This window comes from Myxococcales bacterium, assembly GCA_016712525.1.
Classification (GTDB): Bacteria; Myxococcota_A; Polyangia; order Polyangiales; family Polyangiaceae; genus JAAFHV01.
Genome location: JADJQX010000008.1, coordinates 1,221,141 through 1,238,236, shown reverse-complemented (window position 1 = coordinate 1,238,236; position 17,096 = coordinate 1,221,141). Strand labels below are relative to the sequence as shown.

Genomic DNA, 17,096 nt, shown 5'->3' with positions numbered 1-17,096 from the left:
GCTCACAGGGCGAGCTCGGTTTTGTGGTCGAAGAGGTGCACGTGCTCGGGCAGGGCGCGCACCGGAATGACGTCGCCCACGCGGGCCTTGCGGGCGTGCTCGGGCTCGAGCCGCGCGATGACCCGCGGGCCCGACGAGGTGAGCCACCCGTACGCGTAGGCCTCGAACCCGAGGGCCTCGACGAGCTCGACGTGGAGCTCTCCGGAGGCCTCCTTCGTGTCGCCTGCGACCACGAGATCGTGGGGCCGCACGCCGATCCTCACGGCGCGCCCGGCCGCGGGGGCCACCTTGCGCGCGCGGCCGTCACGCACGGCGATGCCCTGGCCCGTGGCCCAGATCTCTCCGCCGCGCTCCTCGATCTTGCCCTCGAAGAGGTTCATGGGCGGCGAGCCGAGGAACTTCGCCACGAAGACGCTCTTCGGGCTCTCGTACACCTCGAGGGGGGGGCCGCTTTGCTCGACGAGCCCGCCGTTCAAGACCCAGAGCGTGTCGGCCAAGGTCATGGCCTCGACCTGATCGTGTGTAACATACAACGACGTGGCGCCGAGCTTGTCGTGGAGCTTGCGGATGTCGACGCGCACCTCGGCGCGCAGCGCGGTGTCGAGGTTCGAGAGCGGCTCGTCGAAGAGGTAGAGGTTCGCGCGGCGCACGATCGCGCGGCCCATGGCGACGCGCTGGCGCTGCCCACCCGAGAGCGCTTTCGGGAGGCGATCGAGGAGCTTGTCGAGGCCGAGCATGGCCGACGCCTCGCGGATGCGCGACTCGACCTCGGCCTCGGGGGTGTTCCTTAGCTTGAGGCCGAAGGCGAGGTTGTCGCGCACGGTGAGGTGCGGGTAGAGCGCGTAGCTCTGGAACACCATCGCGATGTCGCGATCGCGCGGGGGGAGCTTCGTCACGTCCTTGCCCTTGATGAAGAGGCTGCCCTCGTCGGCCTCCTCGAGGCCCGCGACGAGGCGGAGCAACGTGGACTTGCCGCACCCCGAGGGCCCGACGAGCACGGCGAAGCCACCTTCGGGGATCGACACGTCGACCCCTTTCAAGATGGCGTTGCCCGCGAACGCCTTCTTGATGCCACGCGCCTCGCAGCGGACGGGTTTGTCGGCGGGCAAAGGCAGCGGGGTCTCCATGGAAGACGCGAGACTACCCTTGGTCGCGCGCGTGGTCTCGACCTGCTCCATCTCACTCCACTCGGTCAGGAACGTTTTTTCCGCCTCGCCCCCGAGCGTCGGTCCGCGAGTGGGCTTGGGCGTAACGCATTTTGTAGTGACGTTCGAGAAACTTTCGATGGAATTTTCTGACGCAGCATGACGCGTTGTGTTGTGCGAGGGGCGCGGTCGAAAGAGCGCGGAAATGAGACCTTCGCGGCCTTTGACTCGGGGCGGCTTCGGTGTCAGTCACTCGCCCGTGAGATACGTCGCCGCCTCCCTCGTCGCGCTCTTTGTCGGTGTGTCTGCCTCGGCGTGCGGCGATAGCCCCACGTCGCCCGAGTCCGACGCCGGAACGGCCCCCACGGTCATCCCCCCGGTCACCTCGCCCGACGCCACCTCGCCCGACGCCGCGCAGCCCCCGTCCGACGGCGGCCCCGGCCCCGACGGCGCGGCCCCCGAGGACTGCACCCGCGAGACGCGCGCGCGCACGGCGCCCACGTCCCTCTACGACGCCTTCGTGACCGACATCGCCGCCATCTCGGCCGAGCCCGCACGCAAGGCCAAGGCCGCCGCGTTCCTCGCCGACGTCGCGGCCAAAGGGGGCGGTCCGCTCGAAGATCCCGCGAGTGACCGCGTCGTGTTCCTCGCGTCCGGCGAGCCTCCGGCGGGAACGTGGTCCGTCGTCGGGAGCTTCGTCGGGTGGGACAAGGCCCGCGCGCAGGCCATGACCCGCGTCGTCGGCACCGACCTCTTCGTGCTCGACCTTCGCATCCCGCGCGGCACCGCGCACACGTACAAGCTGCTCTCGGGCACGTCGGACACGGGCTTTCGCGAGGATCTGACCGCGCGCAACGTGGTGTGGGACGGCATCAACAAACAGACCGTCGGCGAGATGAACGGCATCGTGCACGCCGACGCGATCCCGAAGGACAAACCTCGCATGGTGGCCTTCCGCGCCGTGCCCTCGCCCACCATGGGCAACGCGCGCGACGTGTTCGTGTGGCTGCCCCCCGCGTACGACGGCGCCACGTGCAAGAAGCTCCCGATCGTGGTCTTCCACGACGGCAACGAGTCCCTCACGCGGGGCGATTTCGTGAGCCCCGCCGAGGCGCTCTACCGCCAAAAACCCGAGCTCTCGTCGATCCTCGCGTTCGTCGCGCTCCCGAACCAGAACGTGCGCATGAGCGAGTACACGTTCGCGACGGGCGGCGCGCGCGGGAGCGAGTACGCAAAGACCATCACCGACGAGCTCTTGCCGCGCCTCACCAAGGATTTTCGCGTGTGCGGGAGCTCCAAGGCGCGCGGCGTGTCGGGCGCGTCGCTTGGCGGGCTCATCTCCACCTACATCGCGTTCGAGAAGCCCGGCGTGTTCGGCTGGGTCGGCGCGCAGAGCGCCTCGTACTTCTGGGCCGACAACGCCATGATCACGCGCGCGGGCCAAGATCCGAAGACGCCGGCGCGCTTCTACCTCGACTCGGGCTGCCCCGACGACAACTGCGTCGTCACGGATCAGATGGAGACCACGCTCAAGTCGAAGGGGTACGACGTGACGCGCGTGAAGGAGGCGAACGCCCCTCACGATTGGCTCTACTGGAACGGGCGCATGGCCGGCATGCTCACGCACTTCCGCCAAGGCGAGACCACCTGCGACTGACACGCGCAACGGGCGAAAAGTCGGCAAAAATAGGAGGAAGGCCGGGCGTCTCGAGGGGAGGTGACGACCGGCATTCCGGAAGACCTCGCGCCCTTGGAGGGAAGCGCGAGGCCTTCAAGCTTGGTGTGGCTCAGGCGAAGCGCACGTGGGCGACGAGCGGCGCGAGTGGGCGTTTGAAGGCTCGCGCGAGCACCGACTCGACGCACGGCGGGTTCGCGGCGGCCGTGCTCGTGAAGCGTGCGCGTGGGAAGGCGATGGGCGGCGTGCCCTCTGCGGTGAGCACGAGGCACCCTCGCTCCGTCGAGAACAGCCCTCGTGCGTCGTCGAGCGGGAAGACCCACTCCGCACCCACGGGCGCGTGCAGCGAGAGCGCCGTCACGAAGCGCTCGATCGCGGGCGCGCTGGCTCGAACGAACGGCGCCCCCGAGACGACGAGCACCGGCAGGCCGCGGAGCTCTCGGAGGTGCCTCACGAACCCGAGGCAGGTCGGCGCGCAGCCCTCCGTGAGCACGAGCCGCTCGCTCTTCGGGAAGAGGTCGCGTTTCAACGCGCACGTCGCCGCGGCGTCGATCTCGATCGTGTGCACGAGGCCGTCGTCGGTGCGGAAAAAGCGCGTGCTGAGGCCCCCGTAGAGGGAGATCACGAGGCCGCCCGGGCTTCGCGCGATGAACCCTCGCACCACCGCGTCGAGGGCGAGCTCGCGTGTGGCCGTGGCCCTCAGCGTGGGCGACCATGTCACCGACTCGGGCACCTCGAGCCCTCGCACCACACGCTCCGCGATCGGATCGGCCAGCGCGAGATCGGGGAAACGGCACCTCGCACACGCCGACGCCACGAGCGGCTCGACCACCTCACGCTCCACGGTGATGTCCTCGGTCTCCATCGTTCGATCTCCTCGGCGAAGGGCTCGCGAAGGCCGCATGGCCCGCGCTTTCGTCTCCTCTTTGGGTAGCTCCGTTTTATGAAAATGAAAATCGTTTTCAATAACGGTGCGCAAAAAGACGGGAAAAGGAGCGGAGAGGGATGGCGATCCGAGCTCCGCTTCTTCGCCTCGAGCGAGAGCGCGCGCCGCTCAGCGGACTTCGGTCGGCGTGGTGCGGTAGAGCGGGAGGCCCGTGCCGAGCTGGCTCCACGCGTTGTCGCCCCAGCAGAAGATCGTGCCGGTGCGCTTGCGGGCGCAGGTGTGATCGGCGGCGGCGGTCGCGTGGTCCCAGTCGGTCGCGGTGCCGACGCGCGTGGGCACGGTGAGCGTCGCCGGCGCGTCTTGCCCGAGCTGCCCCGTGCCGTTGTCGCCCCAGCAGAAGAGCGCGCCGCCCGTGGTCGTGGCGCACGTCGAGCGCTGCGAGGCCGTGACCGTCGCCCAGTCGGTCGCGGTGCCGACGCGTGTGGGCACGTTCTTCGACGTGGACGTGCCGTCACCGAGCTCGCCCGTATTGCCCTGTCCCCAGCAGTAGAGCGCGCCACCCGTGGTGATCGCGCAGGCGTGGAAATACCCGGCCCGCACGTCGGCCCAGTCGGTGCGTGTGCCGACGCGTGTGGGCGCCGAGCGGGCGTCGTTCGTCCCGTCGCCGACCGAGCCGCTCTGGTTGTCGCCCCAGCAGTAGAGGCTCCCGTCGGTGCGTGTGGCGCACGTGAAGGTATTTCCGCTCGCGACGCGCGCCCACGTGGTCTCTGTGCCTACGCGCACGGGCGAAGGCTCGGTGGTGCCTGTCGTCCCGAGGCCGAGCTGACCGGTCCCGTTGTCGCCCCAGCAGTAGAGGCTCCCGTCGGTACGTGTGGCGCACGTGTGCTGGAACCCGGACGAGATACGGCTCCAGGTGGTCTCGGTGCCGACGCGGACTGGGCTCGTCGCGTCGACGACGTCGCCATTCCCGAGCTGCCCGAAGCCGCCTGCTCCCCAACAGTGGAGCGTGCCGGTCGTGGTGCGCGCGCACGTGTGGTCCGCGCCGGCCGAGAGCTCGGCGATCGTAAGGCTCCCGATCCGGGTCGGCGCGATGCGCGTCACGAGGGTGCCGTCGCCCACTTGGCCGTTCGCATTGAACCCCCAACAGTAGGATTCTCCTGAGGATTTCAGCGCACACGTGTGGCTTGCGCCGGCCGTGATGCGGGCCCAATCGGTGGCCATCCCGACCTGCACGGGCGACGAGCTCCCCATGAGCGTGCCGTCGGCGATGGCCCCTTCGCCCCAGCAGTGAATCGAGCCGTCCGTCTTTCGGGCACACGCGCCGCGGCCCGCCGAGAGCTGGGTCCAGTCGGTGGCCGCGCCGACACGCGTCGGGGCGAGGCGCGCGACGATCGTGCCGTCGCCGAGCTGGCCGAGGTCGTTGCGTCCCCAGCACGAGAGCTCGCCGGTCGTCGTGCGGGCGCACGTCATGTCCTGTCCGGCCGCGAGCTCGGCCCACGTCGTGCCGCTGCCGATGCGGGTCGGGGCGAGGCGTGTGTCGAGAGTGCCATCTCCGACCTGGCCTTCGCCGTTGTCTCCCCAGCAGAAGAGCGCGCCGGCCGTGGTCGTCGCGCAGGTGTGGTTTCTCCCTGCGCTCACTTTCACCCAGTCCGTCCCGGTGCCGATGCGCACGGGCGAGTTGCGCGCCGACGCGGGAGGGGCGCCATCGCCGATGGCCCCGAAACCCCAACAAAAGAGCTGCCCCGAGGTCTTTCGCGCGCACGTGTGAGAGCCTCCCGCTGCGACGTCGGTCCAGTCGGTGTCGGTGCCGACGCGCCTCGGCGCCAGGGCGAAGGGGACGGGGCTGCCGACGCCGAGCCTCCCGCCTGCGTTGCTGCCCCAACAGTAGAGCGCGCCGCTCGTCTTGATGGCGCACGCGTGGTCGGTGCCGAGAGAGAGCTTGGCCCAGTCGGTGTCGGTGCCCACGAGCGCCGGAGTGCGTGGATCTCCCACCATCGTGTCGCGACCGAGCTTTCCGTCGGTGTTGGAGCCCCAGCAGAGCAGGGAGCCCGTGGTCTTTCGGGCGCACGTGAAGTCGCGACCGACCTTCACCTCGGTCCAGTCGGTGTCGGTGCCCACGCGGGTGCGCGGGCTCCACGTGAAGGCCGATACGCCCCCGCGTGCGATCGCCGATCCCCAGCAAAAAAGCGCGCGATCGTCGCGGATCGCGCACGCGTGCCCCGCTGTCGCGGCCACGTCGCGCCACACGGTGCGTACGGTCGCGTCGCCTGCGTCGCTCGCGTCGGGCGAGGTGGCGTCGCTCGCGTCGAGGGGCTCGGTCGCGTCGTTCGGATCTTTGGCGTCGGGCGAGGCGTCCGTCGGGGGCGCCGGGGGCTCGGTCGACGAGCAGGCGAACGGAGCGAGCGCGACGCCGAAGGCCATCACCACGAGCGCGAGTCGACGTGTCATGCGGTCACCTCACGCAAGGTACGCACCACACCGAACCGGGTCGCGCCACGCGGAAAATCGAGCTCTTTGCGCGAGATCTGCGCCCCGCGTGACGGCTTTGCGCTTCAGCCGAAGAAGTCGCGGAGCTTGTCCATGAACGTCTTCTGCTGCGGCTGGGCCTCTTCGCCGCTCTCTTTGGCGAGCTCCAAGAGAAGCTCGCGTTGGCGATCGGTGAGCTGCGTGGGCACCTCGAGGGCGACCTCGACGCGCTGATCACCGCGGCCCATGCCCGCGCGGTACGGGATGCCCTTGCCCTTGATACGCAGCACGGCGCCGGGCTGCGTCCCCGCGGGCACGCGCAGCTTACCTTTGCCGTCGAGCGTGGGCACCTCGACCTCGCCGCCGAGCGCGGCCTGCACGAACGTGATGGGCACTTGGCAGACCACGTCGTCCCCCACGCGGCGAAAGAAGGGGTGCTGCGCGACGAGGATCGTGATCTCGAGATCGCCCGCGCCGCGATCGGGCCTGGGTTTGTTGCCCGCGCCTCCGACGAGCTTCGTCGCGCCGTGCTCGACGCCGGGCGGGAGCGTGACCTTGAGCGTGTGGCGCGTGGCCACGCACGCGGCGCCGCGGCACGTTTTGCAGGGCGTGACGACGATGCGCCCCGAGCCCTTGCAGCGCGAGCACGTGCGCTCGACCGCGATGGGGATGAGCCCCTGCTGGATGCGGATGCGCCCGCGACCCTGGCACATGGAGCACGCGTCGGGCTTGGTGCCCGGGGCCGAGCCCGTGGCGTCGCAGTCGGCGCAGGGCACGACACGCTCGTACGAGAGCTCTTTTTCGCAGCCGAACGCGGCCTCTTCGAAGGTGACCTCGAGGTCCCGCTTCAGGTCGCCGCGATCGGCCTTGCCCACGCCGAAGACGCCGAGCAAATCGCCGAGGAAGCCGTCGATGTTGAGGTCGTTGATGTCGACCACGCCGCCGGCGAACGGGCCCCCCGCGCCGAACGGCGAGCCCGGGTCCTCGGCCCTGTGCCCGAGCCGGTCGTAGAGCGAGCGGCGCTGCGGGTCGGACAGCACTTGGTAAGCTTGGTTTACTTCTTTGAAGCGCACCGCAGCCGACGGATCGTCGGGGTTTTTGTCGGGGTGGTGCTGGGAGGCGAGCTTGCGGAAGGCCGCCTTGATCTCCTCGGGCGAGGCCCCCCTCGAAACACCGAGCACCTCGTAGTGATCCCGCTGCGACATGGCGCCCCCGACCTAGCACACGCCGGGCGGAAGTGGAGCTTCCCGCGTCCCGGCCGTGCGCCAGCGTGGAACCTATGCTACCCCCCGCGCCTTCGGGCCGCGTGCCCGCGCTGCCCCATGCCTTACGAACGCCTCGCCCTCGAAGCCCAAAGCGCGCTCCTCCGCCGCATCGTGAACGCCTCGCGCCGCGCCGAGGACATGACCCGCACCAAGGTCGTCGTGTTCGATCTCGACGGCACGCTGCTCGACAACCGCCCGCGCACCACGGTGATCCTCCACGAGCTCGCCGACGTGTGGCAGAGCACGCACCCCGAAGAGGCCGCGCGCCTCCGCACCGTCGGGGCCGACGATCTCGACTACCTCGTGCGCGACACGCTCGAGCGCCTCGGCTTTGCGGCCGAGCGCGTGGCCGAGGCCGTTTCGTTCTGGAAATCACGCTTCTTCGCCGACGATCACATCCGCTACGACGTGCCCTTGCCCGGCGCGGTCGAGTTCGCGCGGGCCTGCTACGAGAGCGGCGCCATCCTCGCGTATTTCACCGGGCGCGACCTCCCGGCGATGAGCGTCGGGAGCTGGAAGAGCCTCCGCGACTTGGGATTTCCTATCGGCGTGCCGGGCACCGAGCTCGTCTTGAAGCCCGTGTTCGAGATGCCGGACGCCGAGTTCAAGGCCGAGTTCGGCCCGCGCCTCTCGCGCTTGGGTGAGGTCGTGGCCGTGTTCGACAACGAGCCGGGCAACTGCAACACGCTGCTCGCGCAGCACCCGGGCACCGAGAGCGTCTTCGTCGACACCCAGCATTTTCCCGGTGCGCCGCCGCTCGATCCGCGTGTGCACGTCGTGGCCGACTTCTCGATGGAGCCATGAGCGCCTGGGCCCCGAGGCGCGTCGCCGTGCTCGCCCTCTCGGCCTCCGTCGTGCTCGCGGCCTGCTCACGCCCCGCGCCGGGAGAGCCGCAAGATCGCCCTCCGAGCCCCCAAGCGCAGGTCATGCCGGCCCCGCTCGCCCCGGCCCAAGTGGCCGACAGCGGCAAAATCGAGGTCGATCGCCTGATCGACGCAGGTCCCCCCGCCGTCCCCCTCCGGGTGAACGACGACCTCTTCGACGCGCCGCTCGCCAAAGATCCGCCGACCCACGCCCTCGAGCTCGTCTTCCGTCAGGGCGAGCCTCCGCCCCTCGCGAAGGGCCCCGACGTGAACGGCGCGGGCCTCGACGCCGCCCGCAGGAAGACCGAGGTCCGCGCGAAGGTCGACCTCTCGCCCACGCGCATGCGGCTCGCGTTCGAGGGCATGGGCACGGTGCTCCCGGCCGATCTCGAGATCCGCGCGCGCCACGATCGCCTGGGCCACGTCGCGGTCACCCCGGGAAAATACAGGTCGCTCCCGCTCGGCACGCTCCGCGCGTTCTTCGCCGAGCGCCGCTACGACGTCGCGCCGATCGATCGGACCGAGGTCGTCCCGCGGGGTGAAGGGCCGAGGCGCCTCGGCATGCGCACGAGGCGGGTCGAGATCGGCGCGCGCTCCTCGAAGGTCGTGATCGACCTCGCCCACGTGGCCGACGCGGGCGAGAGCGGCCTGCTTTTGTGTAGATTTTTCATGGACTTGGCAAGTGTCGCACCCCGTGTTCCGGTGTGCGCGCTCGACGAGATCCCGGTGTTCGCCGAGTACCGGTGGACGTCGCGTGGGTCGTTCACGGTCGAGGGCGTGGCCTACGCGCGGCGCACCGACGTGACGTCCGCGCAGATGCTCGTGCCCCCCGCGGGCGCGGTCCGCACCGACGAGCTCTTCGCCCGGGACAAGTCGGGCCGCATGCTGAGCCCGCCCGAGCTCCGGGCGATGCGCCACGGGGACCCGACGAGCATGGCCGAGCTCGAGCTCACGAACCCGTCGACCACCCTCGGCGTCGTGTGGATCGACGGGGTGGCCGCGGGGTGGGTCGGGCCGGGCGCGCAGCTGTCGCTCTTCGGGCTCGCGCCTGGAAAATACCAGGTCGCGTGGCGCTCGGTGCTCGGCGACGCCATGACCTCGCAGGAGGCCGTGGTCGTGCCGGGGCGCGCGCAGCTCGGCGGCGGGGCCGACGCGGGGAAGTGAGCGGCCTCGCGGAAGCCGCGCTCGGTCAGTAGTCGTCCGGCGTGAAGCGGACGTCGCCCGTGCCTGCGGCGATCTGTTTTGCGCGGAGGTGGTCGTACACGATCGAGACGACGTCGAAGCGCGTGGTGGGCAAGAGGAACTCGTCGTCGTCGACGTCGGGCAGGGAGCGGAGCCTCGCCATGACCTCTTCGCGCTCGGCCGGGTCGGTCTCGATGCCGGCGCCGAAGCCGTCGTCGGGCTCGAGCGTGAGCGCCTCGCGCACCATGCCGACCGGGTTGAACGAGAGAAACACGCGGGAAAAATAGAGCCGGAAGCCCGAGGCGTCGCCCTCGGCGAACCAGGTGCCGCCCATCTCGCGGCGCATGACCTCGCCGAGGTAGGCCCCGGCCGAGAGGGCGAGCAGGTCGAGCGCGGCGGGTTTGGCCGTGATCTCGGCGCGTGCATCCCTCACGTATTGGTCGAGCAGGCTCAGGGTGTCTTGGGTGCCGTCGAGGAGGACGCCGTACTTCGCGTGCACGTAGCGGACGCACGCCGAGACGCCCTCGGCGATGACGGCGGGGGGCGGGCCGAGCTCATCCTCGGGGAGGGGCTCGTCGTCGGTGGTGCTGGCCTCGAGGTCGTCCGGTTCGTCGGGCGCGACCGGGTCGACGTGGGCGCCGTTGGTTTTGCCGTTCGTGGGAGAATCGCCGCTGCTCATGGGAGGGGCGCAGATGTCACACACGCGTACCCGGCGCAAGGTGCGAGGGGGCTCGCCCACGATTCCGTCGAGATAAAGTTCCATCCCGCGGAAAAACCCTCTACGGTCAATGTCTGGCCCATGCGCTACGGCATCTTCAGCGACACCCACGCGAACATCGAGGCGCTCTCCGCGGTGCTCGAAGCCTACCGGGACGAGCGCATCGACACGTACTTCTGCCTGGGAGATACGGTCGGCTACGGCGGCTCGCCGAACGAGTGCGCCGACCTCGTGCGGAACCTCGCCAAGGTCACCATCCTCGGCAACCATGACGCCGCCGTCGCCGGGCGCATGGACTACTCGTACTACTACGAGGCCGCTCGCCACGCGCTCGACGTGCACGCGGCCATGGTCTCGCCCGAGAACATGGCGTGGCTCAAGGGCCTGCCGTACCAGCACAAGGTCGACGAGGGCGACGTGCTCCTCTGCCACGGCTCGCCCGTGCGCCTCGAAGAGTTCGAGTACATCTTCGCGCCCGAGCAGGCGCGCGAGTGCCTCCCGATCTGGGAAAAGCTCGGTCACATCACGCTCATCGGGCACTCGCACCTCTGCAAGGTGTTCGCGCTCACGCGAAACTCGGTCGAAGAGCTCCCCAGCGCCGACTTCGACCTCGAGCCCGACAAGAAGTACATCGTGTCGGTCGGCAGCGTGGGCCAGCCCCGTGACTTCGACAACCGCGCGAGCTTCACCGTGTTCGACACGGAGAAGAAGCGCTTCGAGTTCAAGCGCATCGAGTACGACATCGAGCTCGCGGCCGACAAGGTCCTCCGCGCCCGCCTCGAGCGCAACTTCGCGCACCGCCTCTTCATCGGCGTCTGACCGAAGCGCGCGTGTCCGCGATCGCCTTCGTTGAGGGCGCGCGTGGTGATCGCGATCGAGCGCCGAGCACGACGACCGTGCGCCCGCGCGAGGCCTCGTGCGTGTGCTCGGGAACGCCAAAAACCGAAGCGATTCCGAGGCTTTAGAGAGAGCCGGGGTCGCCCGAGGTTTCGGGGAGCTTGGTGGCTTGGGGGGCGTCTTTGACGACCTCGACGATCTCGTTCGAGACGGTCACCACGCGGTAGCCGGGGATCTCGGGGGGGCGGCTGCCGCCTTGGAAGAAGACGCGCACGGTGCGGTTCGGATCGACGATGCGCTCGAGGTGGTCGATGGGGAACTCGCGTTTGCCGCTGCCGTACGGATACGGATCGTGGATCTCGAGATCGTAGCCGCCGCGTTCGTAGCGGCCGACCCACTGCATGGCGAAGATGATCGACCAGTCGGCGAACACGAGCGCCTTCGGGGGGAGCACGGCGACGGACTTGCGGGCCTCGTCGAGGGTCGTGTGCTCGAGGTGCTCGTCGGGCCTGGGGCCTAGGTTTCTCAGGGCGAGCGGGCCGTAGCCTTCGCGCGGCGGGTGGTCGCGGAGCTCGCGTTCCCAATAGGTGCGGTTCGCCTCGTGGAGGAGCACGAACGTCGCGAGGGTGCCGAACGCGAAGAGGGCGCGCGGAGGGTGCGCGACAAAGAGCTTGCGGAGGACGTCGGCGACGGCGAGCCCACCGTAGCCTGCGAGGCCCGCGGTGAGGGCGGTGACCGGCAAGAGGTAGATGTGCGTCTTGACGGTGGCCGTGTACCCCGACGCGAGCCAGAGGTGCGCGAACACGAACGTCGCGACGAGGGCAAAACGAAGCGGAGCGCGGCGTGCGAGCCGACCGAGGCCCACGAACGCGAGCGCGACCACGAGCGGCGAGAGCTCCGAAGCGAGGCGCGGCAGCACGAACCCGAGCTGCTGCATGCGTTGGTCCCACGTGGCGCCGACCACGTCGAACCGGAATTGGCGGCACGTGATCTCGTAATAGAACGCGTACGCGAAGCTCTTGGCCTGGTCGGGGCGAACGTCGAAGAACTTGGGCGCGCGCACGATGCTCGCCCAGTGGTCGAAGGTGACGTGGTTTTTCCAGAGCAGGTAAAAGAAGAAGAGATCGAGAACGAGCACGGCCGCGATGCCGCCCAGCACGCCGCGCAAGAGCGGCCCACGGTGCACGGAGAACCTCGCGCGATCGGCGATGAGCGTGCCCACGAGCGCGACGAAGATGGCCGGGTAGATGGCCACGGTCATGACGTGGTTCGCGAGCATGGCCGCGAGCACGACGAGCGAGCGCTCGAGATCGGCGGGCCGTTTCTGCTCCATCCACCGCACGAAGAGCCCGACCCCCACGAACGTCATCGCGGTGTGGAGCGTGTACATGCCGGTGAACGAAGCCACCTGCGTGAAGCTGTAGCTCGGAGCGAACACCACGGCGGCGAACGCCCCCGCGATCCACCCACGCCGCTCTTTCTGATCGATGTGCGCGACGGTGGCCGCGAGCGCGACGAGCGTGATAGCCGCGCACACGGACGAGAAGAGGTTGAAGCGAAACGAGAGCGTGCCCACGGGCACATGCGCGAACGCGCGCGTGAGCCACACGTAGAGCGGGTAGCTCGTCCCGTGGGGAATGCCGCCCGCGAGCGCCACGACCTGGAGCTCCGCCGGATCGTCCCGCGTGATGACCCGCGCGCAACGGCTCACGTAGTCGGCAAAAGCGAGCACCGCCACGACCGCCACGAGCGCCTCCGCCGGGTGCTGCGCCACGAGCCGCCGCACATCGGGGAAGCGGGCAGGGGGATCCGACGTGGTGCGGGAAGTGGTTGAATTTGTTTGAGATTCGCTCATGCGGTCCCGGTGGCGCCTCGGCTTGCGGGGCATCCTAAAGGAGGCGTGGGGATTCTCAACCGTGAGGATGAGGTGGGGGGCCTGCGAAGGCCACAGACGATCGTGCTGCCCTGAGTCGCATGGTCCTTGGGTGTGCGCTCTGCGGGGCGTTCGGGCTGGCGAGCGCGGCGGGCACGATCCCCACGACGCCACGACAATGCGCCATGCGGCAGCCAGGTTGTCGTCAGAAAACGAGCCACTTCAGGATCCGGAAGAGGTCCTGGTGGCCGGCACGGCCGGGTCGCGGGCGCGCGATGTGACGCAGTGCCTCAATCATTCACGAGATATGTGGAAGGAAAAAACGACGAGGGGCCCCAAAGTCCGTTGACACCGAGGATGCGCCCCTGTTGACTCGCTGACAGGAATATGCAGCCAGCGTACCTCTGCGTAGCGTGGCGGGCATGGCAGGACCACTCGGAACCGATGGGGGATGCATTCGACGAGATCCATTGGGGAACAGGATGGGGGCCCCGGACCGAGCCAAGCCTCAGCGGTAAATTCCCCACGAGGCTGACGGTCGAGAACTCATCCCTTTGGGCTCGTTCGACTCACATCTGTCCACGTCGCATCGGCACATAGTAGGGGCGCGCACCTCGCCCTAGTCAGAGGTGCAAGGGAGACCGATGAGCGAGAAGTATCCGGCTTACCGAGTGTTCATAGTTCGCCCATGGCATGCGCAAGCTTCGAAGATCCATCGACACCTTGACGACGGCGTCGAGCACGTAAACGGAGTCCTCGCGGCAATTCAAGATGCGGCGAAGCTACACAATGAGCAAGGTCGTTTCCAAGTCGAAATCGTCTTCGACGAAACGACTATGCAGCCTGGCTCTACTATTCTTCAGCAGCTATACGTCGCACTGCAGGCGTGCGATCTGACCGTGGTCCTATTGGACGGCCTTCGACCGAACGTCGTATTTGAGTACGGGCTGGTACTCGGCATGATCGAAGCTAAGGGGGAGGCGCTTTCGAGAGTTCTGGGCCTGCACGCCACTGACGCGACCGTCCTAGTCCGAAACTACTTCGAACTACCTACGCGTGCGCCTACATTGGCCGGACCCGATGTTGGGGTGATAAACCCGCCTCTCGACATCAGTCGACACTTTTCGGACATTTCGGGACTATTCGTCCATAGATACGATCGGCATCAAATTATTCATACCGTGCGCGACTGGTTTCTCGCGTACTTTAGACGTGACCTCGAGCGAGGAGGCGTCCCGCGAGCGACAGTCGCTACGGAGGCCGACCCCGAGGGCGGAGGAACGAGCGGCGCAGCTACAGCACAAGGTCAGACAGCTGACATTTGGAACCAATATCGGAAGGGGGACTACGAGCAAATCATTCGTCGCGCGGATACGATGAAACTGCCCGACGAGCTCAAGGCGCTAGCCCTTGCCTACATGAAGTCACGACGCGTTCACGACGCTATCCGAGTATGGGCTCATCTTGAAAAGCTGGTTGCCGAAGCCAACGAATTGGAAAAAATGAGGTACACAGTCAAGCTGCATCTTGGTATTTGCCAGTACATAGTTGGTAGATATGAGATCGCTTTGGCGCTGTTCGAGAATGCGGTCGAACTCGAAGGTGAAAGCGCAAAGAGTAAGGCGAAAGGTTGGCGCGAAAAGGCAAAAGAGAAAGTTGTAGGCAACTTTGTTGAGCCTGCTCGTTCAGTCACGGAAGAGTAGCCGCGCGGCCGTCCGCCACAATGCGGTGAGGCGCATGCGGTACGCTCCAATGGGTGGAGCATGGATATCTCGGTCGCAAAGTTTCGACAAGGATTTTGCGAGGCAAAGAATGAGGTCGGGCAGCGCTTCGCAGGGTAGGTAGGGACCTTCGGTGAGCTAGGCAAAACTTACTTCCATACACTGGGTCCTCGCACTAATGGACTGCCGGCGGCATGGACCACCTCGCCCCCGCGCTTGCGAAGCACTGAAGGCTGGCCCCCGAAAGTTGGCTGGATATTTGCGTGAGGGAACTGTGAGCGAACAAGACTTTGATCGATTCCCGATGAAGCAGCTCGCGGAGCGTTATGCAGTTGAGCTGACGGCGCAGTTTCAAACACTCAACCTGTTCGCTCAGAACGCAGGGGAGATAGGTCGTGCTCATGAGGTGTTTCTTCGTGCCGTGCTGGAACGCTTTCTTCCCAAGAGACTTCGATGTGGGACGGGGTTCGTTGCGAGCGCTGACGGGGTGAGTCGACAGCAGGATATCATTGTCTTCGATCCTGGCAGTTTGCCTCTTCTGTTTGAAGTCGGTGACTGCCTCGTGGTCGACGCATCGGCAGTCGCTGGAACCATAGAGGTGAAGACGCGTCTCGACTCAATGGCCGTATTCGGTGAAGCGATTCGTCAGGTTTTGGAGGGCCGTGTCGACGCAGGATTTTCGGCGCTGTTCGTGTGGGACGGGTTGACTCTTGATACCCTGCTCGAGTATCTTTGGGAGCAATATAGGGCCGCTCGCGATCTTGCTGTGACTGTGGTGCCGGACGTAATCTATGTGCGTGGTCGGTACTTGATTTTTCCTAACTACGATGGACGTCGGAGGACGCCGCCGCTCCGGGTACTTCGGGTTGGCGGTGGTTCGCACACGGAAGGAGAAGCGCTCCTGACGTTTGTCTCCCGGATGTGGATCAGCGGTCTCCAGAGTAAGGCGCAGTGGCCGTGGTGGATTTCGGAGTGGCACGATCGTTCGTCTAAGATATGCGAGTTCGTCGATTGGCCCGAGGATCTGCAGGTACAAGCGGATCGGGAGGATCCGCCAGAGGTCGGCTGACGAATGGGTTGACTCTAGTCGACGACCAGCCTGGGCGAGCGCCTAGTACCAGACTATTGCTTTGGGTTAAGTCCCGATCTCGGGCCGGACGCGTGCTCGAGTTTGAATGCGGAAGGTGTCTTGTTATAGGTTCGCTTGAGCGTAGGGGTGGTTGTTCATTGTCGGTCGCTCGATGAGTGCGGCGACGGGGGTGTCTCGATGGACTCAACTGACAAGATCGTTGCTGCCGCCTGCTCTCGTCTTCCGTTGATATCGGAGGCGCGTGCGAAGTGGGCGCACTGTATTCTCAGTGCGCTTGTGCCGGTGGCACTAGAGGCGAGCCTGAAGACTGAAGAGTCTGCCAGGGCAGTCTTTAGTCTTGCGGTCGTAGACTTTCCCATGGAGTACCGATGGGATGGGTACACATTTGAGGAGAGTGTTGATTGTACACCGGTGAGCGTTCTAAAATACGCTGCTCTGACGAAGGTCGGTGAAACGTACCTAATTGCGCGTCTCGTTGAGGGCCGCCTGGTTGTTGTTGGCGTTGGAAGTCCGCCTCAGGGCTTGGGGTTAAGGCTGGATTCTGACCTCGCCGCGAAATTGGGGGCCGACCATGGGTACATGTTCGTCTCAGCGACCGTGCTCGGTCCTGGCTCTGTCTTGTTCGAAGGTATGAGCACTGAGCTTGCGTTCGTTTGCGAAGGTAGGATTCAAGACGAGGGCGAGCTACTTTCGTGCCGAAGTGCACGCTTTTTGAGTGATCTCAAATCGAGCGCGTCCGCTATCGATGTTGGGGGCCAAAGGAAGATTCCCGCTGAAGTGTTTCTTCCTACAATGGGGGCGACCGTTCTTGAACGACTCGTTAGGGGAGCGTGGTTCTCCGAACGCGGGGCGCTCTTTGCATTCGCTGGGGTCATCGGCAGAGGTCTCCGTACGACCGGCCGATGGCTTGATGTGGGGCTTCCTCTTCTTGATCTCTATGTCGAGGCCATGTCCTCTCGCATGAAGCATTTTCCGGACTGCGGCAGCGACTATGGCGGGGCTTCGTTTCAGGAGTATTGGCGAAATCTTGGAGCCACGATACGTGCTTCGGCAATCGATGGGGCGCTGGTGTTCGACAATCGGATGAGGTTGTTGGCAATGGGTGTCAAGCTTAAGGCTCCTCGTTTGAAGTCCTTTGTCGTGCCGCATGCTTCGGGTGGTCCATCGCTAGACCTCAGGCTTAAGGGGACTCGTCATAGTTCGGCGGCGGCGTGGGCGGCCGCAGGGCGCTCGCGGATGGCGGTCGTGGTGTCTCAGGACCGGTACGTTCGGATTTTTGAGAGAAACGAATCGGGCGAACTTGTCTATAATGCCGTGCGTCCTCGCCTGTTTGAGTGACAAGGAGTTTGCTCCTGCTCCAACGCGTGTGCGGATA

General features: G+C 66.5%; 13 protein-coding genes. 7 read left to right on the top strand and 6 right to left on the bottom strand.

Annotated features, from left to right (window positions below):
* Window positions 1-2: 2 nt before the first annotated feature.
* Entirely contained in the window at window positions 3-1,127 is a 1,125-nt protein-coding gene (gene ugpC, locus IPK71_34800) for a sn-glycerol-3-phosphate ABC transporter ATP-binding protein UgpC (protein ID MBK8218928.1), read from the bottom strand.
* Between the two features lie 277 nt (window positions 1,128-1,404).
* Here ugpC and IPK71_34795 point away from each other — a divergent pair, with 277 nt between their 5' ends.
* The gene (locus IPK71_34795; protein ID MBK8218927.1) at window positions 1,405-2,802 is read left to right on the top strand and encodes a hypothetical protein; all 1,398 of its coding nucleotides are present in this window, start codon (window positions 1,405-1,407) and stop codon (window positions 2,800-2,802) included.
* Window positions 2,803-2,932: 130 nt separating this feature from the next.
* Here IPK71_34795 and IPK71_34790 read toward each other — a convergent pair whose 3' ends face one another.
* The 3 genes from IPK71_34790 to dnaJ all read right to left on the bottom strand — a co-directional run bounded on the left by IPK71_34790 (window position 2,933) and on the right by dnaJ (window position 7,377).
* The gene (locus tag IPK71_34790; protein MBK8218926.1) at window positions 2,933-3,685 is read right to left on the bottom strand and encodes a hypothetical protein; all 753 of its coding nucleotides are present in this window, start codon (window positions 3,683-3,685) and stop codon (window positions 2,933-2,935) included.
* Between the two features lie 189 nt (window positions 3,686-3,874).
* The gene (locus IPK71_34785; protein MBK8218925.1) at window positions 3,875-6,154 is read right to left on the bottom strand and encodes an RCC1 repeat-containing protein; all 2,280 of its coding nucleotides are present in this window, start codon (window positions 6,152-6,154) and stop codon (window positions 3,875-3,877) included.
* A gap of 104 nt (window positions 6,155-6,258) precedes the next feature.
* Window positions 6,259-7,377 (bottom strand): molecular chaperone DnaJ, encoded by a 1,119-nt coding sequence (dnaJ, locus tag IPK71_34780; protein MBK8218924.1) that lies wholly within the window; start codon window positions 7,375-7,377, stop codon window positions 6,259-6,261.
* Between the two features lie 117 nt (window positions 7,378-7,494).
* Here dnaJ and IPK71_34775 point away from each other — a divergent pair, with 117 nt between their 5' ends.
* On the top strand, window positions 7,495-8,241 hold the full coding sequence (locus IPK71_34775) for an HAD family hydrolase (GenBank protein ID MBK8218923.1): 747 nt from the start codon (window positions 7,495-7,497) through the stop codon (window positions 8,239-8,241).
* Entirely contained in the window at window positions 8,238-9,464 is a 1,227-nt protein-coding gene (locus IPK71_34770; protein MBK8218922.1) for a hypothetical protein, read from the top strand. The genes IPK71_34775 and IPK71_34770 overlap by 4 nt, the downstream gene beginning before the upstream one ends.
* Before the next feature lie 25 nt (window positions 9,465-9,489).
* Here IPK71_34770 and IPK71_34765 read toward each other — a convergent pair whose 3' ends face one another.
* Window positions 9,490-10,245, bottom strand: a complete 756-nt coding sequence (locus IPK71_34765; protein ID MBK8218921.1) for a hypothetical protein — start codon at window positions 10,243-10,245, stop codon at window positions 9,490-9,492.
* 36 nt (window positions 10,246-10,281) lie between these two features.
* Between IPK71_34765 and IPK71_34760 the strand changes: the two genes are divergently transcribed.
* Window positions 10,282-11,019 carry a metallophosphoesterase family protein gene (locus IPK71_34760; GenBank protein MBK8218920.1) on the top strand — a complete coding sequence of 246 codons (738 nt, stop codon included), beginning with the start codon at window positions 10,282-10,284 and terminating at the stop codon, window positions 11,017-11,019.
* Between the two features lie 142 nt (window positions 11,020-11,161).
* Here IPK71_34760 and IPK71_34755 read toward each other — a convergent pair whose 3' ends face one another.
* Window positions 11,162-12,892 carry a DUF2723 domain-containing protein gene (locus tag IPK71_34755; protein ID MBK8218919.1) on the bottom strand — a complete coding sequence of 577 codons (1,731 nt, stop codon included), beginning with the start codon at window positions 12,890-12,892 and terminating at the stop codon, window positions 11,162-11,164.
* Window positions 12,893-13,554: 662 nt separating this feature from the next.
* Between IPK71_34755 and IPK71_34750 the strand changes: the two genes are divergently transcribed.
* The 3 genes from IPK71_34750 to IPK71_34740 all read left to right on the top strand — a co-directional run bounded on the left by IPK71_34750 (window position 13,555) and on the right by IPK71_34740 (window position 17,059).
* Window positions 13,555-14,613 carry a hypothetical protein gene (locus IPK71_34750; protein ID MBK8218918.1) on the top strand — a complete coding sequence of 353 codons (1,059 nt, stop codon included), beginning with the start codon at window positions 13,555-13,557 and terminating at the stop codon, window positions 14,611-14,613.
* A gap of 292 nt (window positions 14,614-14,905) precedes the next feature.
* Window positions 14,906-15,700 (top strand): hypothetical protein, encoded by a 795-nt coding sequence (locus IPK71_34745; GenBank protein ID MBK8218917.1) that lies wholly within the window; start codon window positions 14,906-14,908, stop codon window positions 15,698-15,700.
* Window positions 15,701-15,835: 135 nt separating this feature from the next.
* Window positions 15,836-17,059 carry a hypothetical protein gene (locus IPK71_34740; protein MBK8218916.1) on the top strand — a complete coding sequence of 408 codons (1,224 nt, stop codon included), beginning with the start codon at window positions 15,836-15,838 and terminating at the stop codon, window positions 17,057-17,059.
* Window positions 17,060-17,096 lie beyond the last annotated feature (37 nt).